The following is a 10,348-nucleotide window of genomic DNA, read 5'->3' on the forward strand; positions in this document are numbered from 1 at the left end:
CCCCCCAGCCGGTCCACCTCCTCCACCTCCGCCACCCCCACCCCATAAGCCAGGGCCCGGCTTTTGACCTCCTCCACCATGCGAAGCCGTTCGGCGGGGGAAAGGCGCTTAGAGTCCCGGAAGGGATAGGCCCCCGGGGGGAGGACCACCGCCCCCACCACCACGGGCCCCGCCCAGGCCCCCCGCCCCACCTCGTCCAACCCAGCCACCCGGAGCCCTTTGGCCCAGAAGGGGGCCTCTAAGCACGCTTTCGCGCACCTGGAAAAGCCCACCTCTTCCATGGAGAAAAGCGTACCATAGGGGTATGCGCGCTCGAGCCACCTGCCCCTTGGACTGCCCGGACGCCTGCAGCCTCCTCCTCGAGTTTGAAGGAGGAGAGCTTTTGACCGTGGAAGGGGACCCCAGCCATCCCATCACCCAGGGCTTCGCCTGCAAAAAGACCTACCGCTATCCGGAGCGGGCGAAGGAGCGGCTCCTTTACCCCCTGAAGCGAAAGGGGGCTAAGGGGCGGGGCGAGTTCATCCAGGTAAGCTGGGCCGAGGCGTTGGAGGAGATCGCCGAGCGCCTGAAGGAGGTCCTGGAGACCTGGGGTGGGGAGGCGGTGCTTCCTTATCACTATGCGGGCACGATGGGCCTCATCGAGAACCAGCACCCCCTGGCCTTCTTCCGGGCCATCGGAGCCAGCGAGCTCCTGGAGACCATCTGCAGCACGGCGGGGAGCGCCGCCTGGGAGATGACCTACGGGCCCCGCCTGGGGCCGGACCCAGAGGAGGTGCCAAACGCGCGGTACATCCTCCTCTGGGGGATCAACAGCCTGGCCACGAACAGCCACCTCACCTCCTTCCTGAAGGAGGCCCGGAAAAACGGGGCCAAGGTCGTCCACATCGACCCCTACCAGAACGCCACGAGCCGTTTCTCAGACCAGCACGTACGGCTCCGCCCCGGCACCGATGCCGCCTTGGCCTATGCCCTGGCCCATGTCCTCTTCCAAGAGGACCTTGTGGACTGGGCCTATTTAGAGCGGGCGGCGGTAGGCCTCGAGGCCTTCCAAGAGGAGGCACGGGCCTGGACCCCCCAAAGGGCCAGCGCTCTTACAGGGGTGCCCGAGGAAACCATCCTCGGCCTGGCGCGGGAGATGGGCGAGGCCAAGCGGGTCTTCCTCCGGGTGGGTTATGGGATGACCCGGCACCCAGGGGGAGGGAACAGTCTCAGGGCGGTCATCCTCCTCCCCGCCCTCCTTGGGGCCTGGCGGTACCCGGGGTGCGGGGCCATGCTCTCCACCAGCGGAGCCTTCTTCCTGAACCGGCGCCTCCTGGGGGGAAGGCACCTTCTGGAGGGAAGGCACCCTCACCAGGGCTACTTCCGCCCCAACCCCAAGGCGCGGCCCATCAACATGAACCAGCTGGGCACCGCCCTCACCGAGGCCACCCCCCCCATCCGGGCCCTTTTTGTCTTTAACTCCAACCCCCTGGTGGTGGCCCCGAACACGGGGAAGGTCAAGGAGGGCTTCCTTCGGGAGGACCTGTTTACCGTGGTGCTGGAGCAGGTCATGACGGAGACCGCCCTGTACGCGGACTTCGTCCTTCCCGCGACCCTTTTCTTCGAGCATCCAGACCTTTACACGAGCTACGGGCATTACTACCTTTCCTGGAACGAGCCCCTCCTGCCTCCGAAGGGGGAGGCCAGGTCCAACACCTGGGTTTTCCGGGAGCTCGCGCGGCGGCTTGACCTGGAGGAACCCACCCTGTACTGGACGGCCGAGGAGATGGCCAGAAGCCTCCTGGACTCGAGCCACCCCTATCTGGAAGGGATTACCCTGGAGCGGCTCAAGCAGGAGGGGTTCTTGAGGCTGAACCTCCCCCGGCCCTTCCTTCCCTTCTCGGAGGGCCCGGTGCGCTTTGCCCCGCCCCCCCAGGTCATTCCCACCGAGCCCGAGCCCGGCTACCCCCTGATCCTCCTCACCCCCCCTGCGAAGAGCTTTTTGAACACCACCTACGGCCCGGTCAGAAGGCTCAAAGAGGCGGAAGGGGGGGAGCCCCGGCTTCTCATCCACCCTCTGGACGCCGAGCCCCGGGGGCTCACCGAGGGGGTGTACGCGGTCATCCGCTCCCGCTTTGGCCAGGTGGTGCGCAAGGTCCACCTCACCGAGGCCCCCATCCCGGGGACGGTGGTCCTGGAGGGAACCTGGTGGGAAAAGGACGCGCCGGACGGGAAGGGGATTAATCACCTCACGAGCGAGGCGCTCACCGATCTAGGCGGGGGAAGCACCTTCCACGCCACGGCGGTGGAGGTGGAGCCCATCCGGTTTGCGCAATAATGGAGCATGGACCTCCTGAGCACCCTGGCCGCCCTAAGGATCGGAACCAGAACCCCCTTGGACCTTTTGGAAGAAGCCTTGGAGCGGGCCCGGGCCTACCGGGACCGGAACGCCCTCGCGCATCTCGACGAGGAGGCCGCCCGGAAGGAAGCCTTGACCCTCACCCAGGAGCTGAAGGAGGGGCGGCCTCGAGGGCCTTTGCACGGTATCCCCTTGACGGTGAAGGACCTCTTCCCCGTCCGGGGCATGCCCACCCGGGCGGGAACCCGGGCCCCTCTCCCTCCCCTTCCTGAGGAGGCCCGGGCGGTGGCCCGGCTCAAGGAGGCGGGTGGGCTCCTCTTTGCCAAGGCCAATATGCACGAGATCGCCCTGGGCATCACCGGGGAGGTCACCGCCACGGGGCCTGTGCGAAACGCCCTAGACCCAGGCCGTCAGGCGGGGGGCTCCTCCAGCGGGAGCGCGGTGGCGGTGGCCTTGGGCATCGGCCTCGCCTCCTTGGGTTCGGACACCGGGGGGTCCATCCGGATCCCCGCCGCCTTCAATGGGGTGGTGGGGTTCAAGCCTTCCTACGGCCGGATTCCCCTGGAGGGCGCCCTTCCCCTTTCCCCTTCCACCGACCACGCGGGCCCCATGGCCAAAACCGTCCGGGACGCCCACCTCCTGACCGAGATCCTGGCGGGGGAGAACATCCCCCTGGAAGGGCCGCAAAACCCGGTCTTTGGCGTGCCTATGGACTTTTTAGAAGGCCGGCTCGGCAGGGGTGTGCGACAGGCCTTCATGAGGCTTCTGGAGGATCTTCCCAACCTTAGGGCGGAGGTCAAGGAGGTCTCGCTTCCCCTCCGGGGGGCCTACGAGGTCTACACCCGGCTTGTCCGGTATGAGGCGGCCCGGATTCACGAGAAGGCGCTCAAAGAAACCCCCGAGCTCTTCTCCCCAGCCGTGCGGGAGGCCCTTCAGTCTGGCCTTAGCCTCACGGAGAAGGACTACCGGAACGCGGTGGCGGAGCGGGAGGCCCTGAGGCTGGAGCTGGTCAAGGCCCTGAGGGGGGTGGATGCCCTCCTCCTCCCCACCCAGCCCCTCCCCGCCCCCCCCTTGGGCACGGAGGAGGTGGAACTGGAATCGGGCCGGAGGAGCCACCGGGAGGCCTTCATCACCCTCACCCTCCCCTTCAGCCTCCTGGGGGTGCCCACCCTCACCCTTCCCTTCGCCAAGGTGGAGGGGCTTCCCGTAGGGCTCCAGGTGGTGGGCCCCTTTGGGGAGGACGGGAAGGTTCTGGCCATCGGGGGCTGGCTCGAGGCCCGCCTCAGCTGAGCCAGAGGTACGCGAAGGCCAGGGTCAATAGGCTGAGGGGCAGGCCGAAGCGGAGGTGGTCCCAAACGGTCAACCCTTCCCCTGCCCGGCGGGCCGCCTCGGCCACGATCAGGTTGGCCACCGAACCCAGAAGCGTAAGGTTCCCCGCCAGGGTGCTGGCCGCGGCCAAAAGGAGCCAGGCCTTCTGGTCTTCCACCAAAGGCGAAAGGAGCAAGACGGCGGGCACGTTGGAGACCAGATTGGAAAGAAGAGCGGTGGAAAGGAGGAGGCCCAGGGGGGTTTCCGCCCAGGGCCTTATGGGGTCCAAAAGCCCCAAAACCCGCACCCCCTGGGTCACCATGAAAAGCCCGCTGAACATCACGAGGAGCTCCCAGTCCACCCGTACGAAAAAGCGCTCGGAGCGGAGACGCCTTGTGAAAAGAACCGCCCCCGCCGCGACCAGCGCCCCCTGGGCCAACGGATAGCCCAGGAGGAAGGCCAAAAAAAGGGCGGCGGCCACCCCAAGGCCCTTGGCGAGCATCCCCTGATGGAGGCGGAAGCGCGGGACAGAGAAGGCAGGAAGGGGGGCGAGGCTGCGGGTCTCGGGAAAGAGAAGGGCGATGAGGCCCACCTGGAGGGCAAGGCCCACCAAGGCCACCGGGGCCAGAGCACGGGCGAAGTCCAGGTAAGGGATGCCGGAAACCGCTCCCACTAGGATATTCTGGGGGTTTCCGGTCAGGGTGGCCACCGAGCCCAGGTTAGTAGCCCCCGCCAAGGCCAGCAGGTAGGGAAGGGGTCTAAGGGTCAGGGCCCGGGTGAGCTCCAACACCAGAGGGGTCAGGAGAAGCGCCATGGTGTCGTTCAGGAAAAAGGCGGAAAGCAGGCCCGTGCCAAAGGTGAGAAGGACGAGGAGGGCAAAGGGGCTTCTCGCCATACGCAAAAGCCCCAGGGTGGCCCAGGGGAAAAACCCAGCGTAGCTGAGCTGGGCGTTTAAAACCATCACCCCGAAGAGAAAGACCAAAGCGTCTGGGTCCAAGGCCCGCCAGGCGGTCTCGAGGTCCAAAACCCCCAGGAGGATGAGGAAGGCCGCCCCCACCAGGGCGATGCCCGCCCGGTTCATCCGGTACCCGGGCAGATGACCCACCCCCAGGCCCAGATAGGTGAGGACAAGGACGAAAAGGGCTAGAAGCTCTTTAGCCTCGCCCATATCCTTTCCTGAACCGCAGGCCACTCCTCTTTAAGGACACTGTAGAAGACATCGTCCCGCCACGCATCCCCCACCCGCCGGTACCGCCTCAAAACCCCTTCCCGCACCGCGCCGAGCTTTTCCAAGGCCTTTTGGCTCCGGAGATTCCTCGCATCCACCTTAAACTGGACGCGCTCCACCCCTAGGGTTTCAAAGGCATAGGCCATCAGGAGGTGCTTGGCCTCGAGGTTGGCGGGCCCCCCCCAGTAGGGCCGGAAGACAAGGGTTCCGATCTCCAGCCGGCCGTGCTCGGGTGTGGGGTCGATCACCGAGATGCGGCCCGCGGCCTCGTCGCCAAGCCGAATGAGCCAGTTCACCCGCCCAGCCTCCCTTAGAAGCGCCTCCAGGTGGTGCTCCATCCCCTCGAGGCTGGGCTCGGGACGGTAGGACATGTACCGGTAGACCTCTTCCGTGTAGTGCTTGAGAAAGAGGGGGGCATGGGCCAAGGCCAAAGGCTCCAGGCGCACAAACCGGCCCGTGAAAACCTCCGGGAAAGCCCACATGCCCCTATTATGGGGGTCGGGGGTTAAACTGAACGCAAATGTTCCGGGTCGGGATCCTGACCGTATCGGACAAGGGGGCGCGGGGAGAGCGGGAGGACACCACCCACCTGGCCCTTCGGGAGGCGCTGAAGGAGGGCCCCTTTGAGGTGGTGGCCTATGAGGTCGTTCCCGATGAGCCACCCCAGATTAAAAAGGTGCTCCGCCTCTGGGCGGACCGGGAACGGCTGGACCTCATCCTCACGAACGGAGGGACGGGGCTTAGCCCCCGCGACCAGACCCCCGAGGCCACCCGGGAGGTCCTGGACCGGGAGGCCCCCGGCCTTGCCGAGCTGATGCGGCTGAGGGGTCTGCAAAAAACCCCTTTGGCCGCCCTCTCCCGGGGCCTTGCGGGGGTGCGGGGGAGAACCCTCATTTTGAACCTGCCGGGAAGCCCCAAGGGGGCGCGGGAGTCCCTCGAGGCCGTTTTGCCCGTCCTACCCCATGCCCTCAGCCTCCTCACCGGCAGGCCCTGGAAGGAGGGGCACCATGAGTAGCCGCGTCCCCCCGCCCTCGGTCTTTTTGGAGATGGATCGGGCCAAACGGGAGGCCAAAGCCAAAGGCCTTCCCCTTTTAGACCTCTCCATCGGTTCCACCGACCTTTTGCCTCCCAGGCCCCCCCTGGAGGCCTTGAAGGCCGCCTTGGACGACCCCCTTACCTACGGCTACTGCCTCAAGTCCTGCACTTTGGCCTTCCTCGAGGCGGCGGTGGCCTGGTTCCACGGCCGGTTTGGCCTCGAGCTGGATCCGACCTCCGAGGCGCTGAGCCTCATCGGAAGCCAGGAGGGCCTGGCCCACCTCCTTTTGGCCTTGACCGAGCCCGAAGAGGGCCTCCTTCTTCCTGAAGTGGCCTACCCCAGTTACTTCGGCGCCGCCCAGGTTGCGGGCTTAAAGGCCTGGCCCATCCCCTTAAGGGAGGACCTCCTGCCCGATTTTAGCCAGATCCCGCAGGAGGCCCTCCGAAAGGCCCGCGTCCTCCTTCTAAACTATCCCAACAACCCCACGGGCCGGGTCGCCCCCCGGGCCTTTTTGGAGGAAGCTCTCGCTTTTGCCGAGGCCCAAGGCCTTTGGCTCATCCACGACAACCCCTATGTGGACCAGGTTTTCTTTGGACGGGCGGAAAGCGCCCTGGCCCTTGGGGGTAAAGGGGCGCGGGTGGTGGAGCTTTTTTCCCTCTCCAAAAGCTACCACCTGGCGGGTTTCCGCCTGGGCTTCGCCCTGGGCCACCGGGAGGCCATCCGGGCCCTCGAGGCGGTCAAAAGCGCGGTGGACTTCAACCCGTACGCGGGGATTCTCCGCATGGGCATCGTCGCCCTTCAGACACCTCCTGGGGTTTTGCAAGGCTATGCCAAAACCTACGCGAGGCGTGCCGAATCTCTTTATGAAGCGCTGAAGGAAACCCTTAGGATGCGCCCCCCTGAGGGGACGATGTACCTCTGGGGCCGGCTTCCGGAGGGGCTCAACGACCTCGAGTTCGCAAAACGGCTTGTCCTCAAAACCGGCCTCGCCCTCTCCCCCGGCCAAGGCTTCGGCCCCGGGGGCAAGGGGTATGTGCGCCTGGCCCTGGTGCGGCCCGAGGAGGACCTCCTCCGGGCTGCGGAGATCCTGAAGACCTTCCTAAAGGAGGCCTATGATTGACCTTCGGTCTGACACCGTGACACAGCCCAGCCCCAGAATGCGCCGGGCCATGGCCGAGGCGGAGGTGGGGGACGATGTCTACGGGGAAGACCCCACCGTCAACCGCCTCCAAGGTCTAGCGGCGGAGAGGCTTGGGTTTGAGGAGGCCCTTTTCTTCCCCTCCGGCACCATGGCCAACCAGGTGGCCCTTCTCCTTCACCTGAGGCGGGGCCAGGAGGTGCTGGCCCCCGAGGGGGCCCACCTGTACGAGTACGAGCTGGGGGCACCCGCCGCCCTGGCGGGGGCTTTGGTCCGCCCCTACCCCGCCCCTCGAGGAAGGCCCGACCTAAAAGCCCTTCGCGCCCTTTTCCACGAGGGGCCTCACCAAGCCCCCATCGGCCTCATCACCGTGGAAAACACCCACAACCTGGCGGGGGGGCGGGTGGTGGAGGAGGGGATCACCCGGGGGGTTTTGGAGTTCGCCCGGGAGAAGGGCCTCCCCACCCACCTGGATGGGGCCCGGCTTTTCAACGCCGCCATCGCTTTGAACACCGAGCCCTCTCGCCTGGCCCGGGGGTTTACCACGGCCATGGTCTCCCTCTCCAAGGGGCTGGGGGCCCCGGTGGGTTCTTTGCTCCTCTTCCCCAAGGCGATGGCCAAGGAAGCCCGGCGGTACAGGAAGCTTCTGGGTGGGGGAATGCGCCAGGTGGGGGTCCTGGCCGCGGCGGGGCTTGTGGCCTTGGAGGAGGGGCCATCCCTTTTGCCCCAGGACCACGCCCGGGCCAAGGCCTTGGCGGAGGGGCTCCGGAAGCTGGGCCTCGAGCCCGAAGAGGTGGAGACCAACATGGTCTACCTTCCCCACCCCCACCCCGAGGCCCTGGCCCAGGCCCTGAAGGCCCAGGGGGTTCTGGTAGGGGTGCTGAAGGGCCGGCTCCGCCTGGTCACCCACCGGGACCTGGAGGACTCAGCGATCGAAAGAGCCCTGGCCGCCTTCCGATGGGTTCTGGAGAACCCTTCGGGCCAGTTCCGCACCAAAGGGGGTTAAGGAGCGCTCTAGGGCCTTCTGTGCGGTCTTCCGGCCCCGCCCCCCTGGGCGGAGGGCCTCTTGGACCAGGGCGAGGAGGCCCAAAACCACCCCGGGGAGGGGAATCCCCACCCCCTCCAGAAGCCCCATGGCCTTGCCGATCAAGGGGAGCGCCACCCGGGCCTGGCCTTCCCGGTAGGCCCGCGCGGCCAAAGCCAGGTGGGCCGCGGCCCTTACCGGCACGGAGGCGCTTTCCCAAACCTCCCCCTTGGGCAAAGCCCCTGAAAACCCATCCCGCACCGCGGCCTCAAAGAGCCGCTCGAGGGCCAGGGGCCTTTCCGGAAGAAGGGGGGAGTCCAGCTCGGCGAAAAGGGGGGCAAACCACGAAAGGGAAAGGGGTTTTCTAAGCCGGAAGGTCTCCCCCTGGATCTCCAGCTCCTCCGAAAGGGCCTTCAAAACGGGCACCAGCACCGGGAACCGGGCCCGAACCTCCTCCCGCGTCGCCTCAGGGTGGAGGGCCAGGTAAAAGAGAAAAACCCTTACTCCCTCCAAGGCTCCACTTCTTTATACTGGACCAAGACCGCGTAGACGGGCGGGCTTCCCCCCATGCTGAAGCGGACCTCCACCAAGACCACCTCCTCTGGGAGCTCCGAGACGAAGCGGTTCAGGCGCTCCTGGAGAAGATCCGGGTCCTGGGCGGTGAGGATGCGGAACCGAACCCCCTTCATGCCCCCATTATGCCTGACGCTCCACCAGGGTGCTCAGGACCCCCAAAAGGGCCTGGGCCGCCTCGAGGTCAGGCAGGCTCGCCAGGGCTGGCTCTAAGAGGGAAAGCCCCTCTTCCTTTAACCGTTCGGCCTCCCTTCTGGCCCGGTCCAGGGCCCGGCTTTGCAGGATCCGGCCGTAAAGCCACTCCACCTCCTCCGCCCGCTTTTGGGAACGGGGCAGGCCAAGGAGCCTAAGGGTGCGCTCCTTTTCCTCAGGGGTGGCCTCCTCCAGGAAATAGGCGAGGATCAGGGTCCGCTTACCCTCCCAAAGGTCGCCTGCTTTTTCCTTGCCGTACGCAGGGGAAGCGGTGAGGTTTAAAAGGTCGTCCACGATCTGGAAGGCCACCCCCAGGGCCTCTCCTCCTTGCCGATAGACCTCCGGAGGTGTCCGGCCGGCCAGGAGGGCTCCGAGGCGCAAGGGGGCGACGGCGGTGTAGTAGGCCGCCTTATACCGAACCATCTCCAAGTATTCCCCAGGGGTGATCAGGCGGCCCGAAAGCGTCCAAGAAAGGTCTAAATGCTGGCCAAAGGCGGTGCGCCGAACGAGCTCATAAAACTCCTCCAAGACCTTTTCCTCCTCGGAAAGGAGCATCCCCCACATCTCCGCGTGCAGCGCATCCCCCGCGTTCAAGGCCAAGGGCATGGGGTACTTGTGGTGGAGGGCGGGCCCTCCCCGCCGCTCCAGGGAGCCGTCCTCGATGTCGTCATGGATTAGGACCCAGTTCTGGAAAAGCTCTAAAGCCGCTGCCGCGGGCAGGGCTCTTTCCAAGGCCACTCCGTGGGCCAGGGCGCTGTAAAGGGTGAGAAGGCCCCTAAGGGCCTTTCCACCCCGCTTTGGGTAGTCCTGAAGGAGGGTTCGGTACCCCTCCTGTTCAGGCAGGGCCTCGAGGCGTCTAAGCAAGTAGGTCCGAAGGGCCTCGCGCAAGGCTTCCGGCTTCATGCTATACACTTTAGAGCATGCCGGCCTACGTCCAGGGCTTTGTTTACCTGAACCTCGTCACCCTGCTTTGGGGCACCACCTTCGTCGTGGTCAAAGACGCCGTGGAAACCCTGGCCCCTTCCGCCCTCATCTTTCTGCGGTTCTTCCTGGCCGCTCTCTTATTCCTCCCCTGGAGTAGGCCCCAAGGAGGGGTCGGTTGGGCGGGCCTCGAGCTTTCCCTCTGGCTCCTTCTCGGCTACGCCACCCAGGCCATCGGCCTCCAGTACACCTCCGCCAGCAGGAGCGCCTTTATCACCGCGCTCAACGTGGTCCTCGTCCCCCTTTTGCTAAGCCTGGTGGGGCGAAGGCCGGGAAGGCTCTGGTTGGCCGCCCTTATGGCCTTTTTGGGGGTGGGCCTCCTTTCCTATGACCCCAACCAGCCCCCCCTGAACCCTGGGGATGCTTGGACACTGGGCACAGCCCTCACTTACGCCCTTTACATCCTACGGCTCGAGGTGTACGCCAAGCTCTACCCTCCCTTGCCCCTCACCGCCGCCCAGCTTTGGGGAACGAGCCTCCTCGCCCTGGGGTGGATGGGGCTGGAACGGCCGAGCCTGGACCGGGTTCCC

Annotated in this window: 12 protein-coding genes; 6 read left to right on the forward strand and 6 right to left on the reverse strand. The window is 66.0% G+C overall.

The features are described 5' to 3' along the window. Positions 1 to 281: ribonuclease H family protein (locus tag C4301_RS08020; protein WP_503012410.1), on the reverse strand; the 281-nt coding region annotated here is incomplete at its 3' end. A 23-nt stretch (positions 282 to 304) separates the two neighbouring features. On the opposite strand from C4301_RS08020, the gene C4301_RS08025 reads away from it, so the two are divergent. Both C4301_RS08025 and C4301_RS08030 read left to right on the forward strand, forming a co-directional pair. Further along, a complete protein-coding gene (locus C4301_RS08025) occupies positions 305 to 2,317 on the forward strand; it encodes a molybdopterin oxidoreductase family protein (RefSeq protein WP_352414576.1) in 2,013 nt (670 codons plus the stop codon). A 6-nt stretch (positions 2,318 to 2,323) separates the two neighbouring features. Further along, entirely contained in the window at positions 2,324 to 3,628 is a 1,305-nt protein-coding gene (locus tag C4301_RS08030) for an amidase (protein WP_352414577.1), read from the forward strand. On the opposite strand, the gene C4301_RS08035 is transcribed toward C4301_RS08030, so the two are convergent. Beyond that, on the reverse strand, positions 3,621 to 4,814 hold the full coding sequence (locus tag C4301_RS08035) for an SLC13 family permease (protein ID WP_352414578.1): 1,194 nt from the start codon (positions 4,812 to 4,814) through the stop codon (positions 3,621 to 3,623). The two genes, C4301_RS08030 and C4301_RS08035, sit on opposite strands and share 8 nt — an antisense overlap. Then, a complete protein-coding gene (locus C4301_RS08040; RefSeq protein WP_352414579.1) occupies positions 4,790 to 5,356 on the reverse strand; it encodes a GNAT family N-acetyltransferase in 567 nt (188 codons plus the stop codon). Before C4301_RS08040 ends, C4301_RS08035 begins: the two co-directional genes overlap by 25 nt. A gap of 38 nt (positions 5,357 to 5,394) precedes the next feature. Between C4301_RS08040 and C4301_RS08045 the strand changes: the two genes are divergently transcribed. Genes C4301_RS08045 through C4301_RS08055 form a run of 3 tightly spaced genes read left to right on the forward strand, consistent with a single transcriptional unit; the run spans position 5,395 to position 8,054 of the window. After that, the gene (locus C4301_RS08045) at positions 5,395 to 5,889 is read left to right on the forward strand and encodes a MogA/MoaB family molybdenum cofactor biosynthesis protein (protein WP_352414580.1); all 495 of its coding nucleotides are present in this window, start codon (positions 5,395 to 5,397) and stop codon (positions 5,887 to 5,889) included. Beyond that, entirely contained in the window at positions 5,882 to 7,030 is a 1,149-nt protein-coding gene (locus C4301_RS08050) for an aminotransferase class I/II-fold pyridoxal phosphate-dependent enzyme (RefSeq protein ID WP_352414581.1), read from the forward strand. The genes C4301_RS08045 and C4301_RS08050 overlap by 8 nt, the downstream gene beginning before the upstream one ends. Then, complete coding sequence (locus C4301_RS08055; RefSeq protein WP_352414582.1) at positions 7,023 to 8,054, forward strand: threonine aldolase family protein; 1,032 nt, start codon at positions 7,023 to 7,025, stop codon at positions 8,052 to 8,054. Before C4301_RS08050 ends, C4301_RS08055 begins: the two co-directional genes overlap by 8 nt. Here C4301_RS08055 and C4301_RS08060 read toward each other — a convergent pair. The 3 genes from C4301_RS08060 to C4301_RS08070 are packed head-to-tail and all read right to left on the reverse strand — an operon-like array spanning position 7,974 to position 9,740. After that, on the reverse strand, positions 7,974 to 8,585 hold the full coding sequence (locus C4301_RS08060; protein WP_352414583.1) for a hypothetical protein: 612 nt from the start codon (positions 8,583 to 8,585) through the stop codon (positions 7,974 to 7,976). The genes C4301_RS08055 and C4301_RS08060 overlap by 81 nt on opposite strands. Further along, complete coding sequence (locus C4301_RS08065; RefSeq protein ID WP_352414584.1) at positions 8,573 to 8,761, reverse strand: mediator of RNA polymerase II transcription subunit 6 family protein; 189 nt, start codon at positions 8,759 to 8,761, stop codon at positions 8,573 to 8,575. The genes C4301_RS08060 and C4301_RS08065 overlap by 13 nt, the downstream gene beginning before the upstream one ends. A 7-nt stretch (positions 8,762 to 8,768) precedes the next feature. Continuing rightward, positions 8,769 to 9,740 carry a polyprenyl synthetase family protein gene (locus C4301_RS08070; RefSeq protein ID WP_352414585.1) on the reverse strand — a complete coding sequence of 324 codons (972 nt, stop codon included), beginning with the start codon at positions 9,738 to 9,740 and terminating at the stop codon, positions 8,769 to 8,771. 17 nt (positions 9,741 to 9,757) lie between these two features. On the opposite strand from C4301_RS08070, the gene C4301_RS08075 reads away from it, so the two are divergent. Then, on the forward strand, positions 9,758 to 10,348 hold a 591-nt coding region (locus C4301_RS08075), incomplete at its 3' end, for a DMT family transporter (protein WP_352414586.1).

It is taken from the genome of Thermus sp. (assembly GCF_040290245.1).
GTDB lineage: Bacteria > Deinococcota > Deinococci > Deinococcales > Thermaceae > Thermus_A.

What these genes read in the sequence shown, in the direction of transcription:
- C4301_RS08030 (WP_352414577.1), top strand. Translation starts at nt 2,324, where the DNA reads ATGGACCTCCTGAGCACCCTGGCCGCCCTAAGGATCGGAACCAGAACC.
- C4301_RS08040 (WP_352414579.1), bottom strand. Translation starts at nt 5,356, where the DNA reads ATGTGGGCTTTCCCGGAGGTTTTCACGGGCCGGTTTGTGCGCCTGGAG.
- C4301_RS08025 (WP_352414576.1), top strand. Translation starts at nt 305, where the DNA reads ATGCGCGCTCGAGCCACCTGCCCCTTGGACTGCCCGGACGCCTGCAGC.
- C4301_RS08065 (WP_352414584.1), bottom strand. Translation starts at nt 8,761, where the DNA reads ATGAAGGGGGTTCGGTTCCGCATCCTCACCGCCCAGGACCCGGATCTT.
- C4301_RS08035 (WP_352414578.1), bottom strand. Translation starts at nt 4,814, where the DNA reads ATGGGCGAGGCTAAAGAGCTTCTAGCCCTTTTCGTCCTTGTCCTCACC.
- C4301_RS08045 (WP_352414580.1), top strand. Translation starts at nt 5,395, where the DNA reads ATGTTCCGGGTCGGGATCCTGACCGTATCGGACAAGGGGGCGCGGGGA.
- C4301_RS08055 (WP_352414582.1), top strand. Translation starts at nt 7,023, where the DNA reads ATGATTGACCTTCGGTCTGACACCGTGACACAGCCCAGCCCCAGAATG.
- C4301_RS08070 (WP_352414585.1), bottom strand. Translation starts at nt 9,740, where the DNA reads ATGAAGCCGGAAGCCTTGCGCGAGGCCCTTCGGACCTACTTGCTTAGA.
- C4301_RS08050 (WP_352414581.1), top strand. Translation starts at nt 5,882, where the DNA reads ATGAGTAGCCGCGTCCCCCCGCCCTCGGTCTTTTTGGAGATGGATCGG.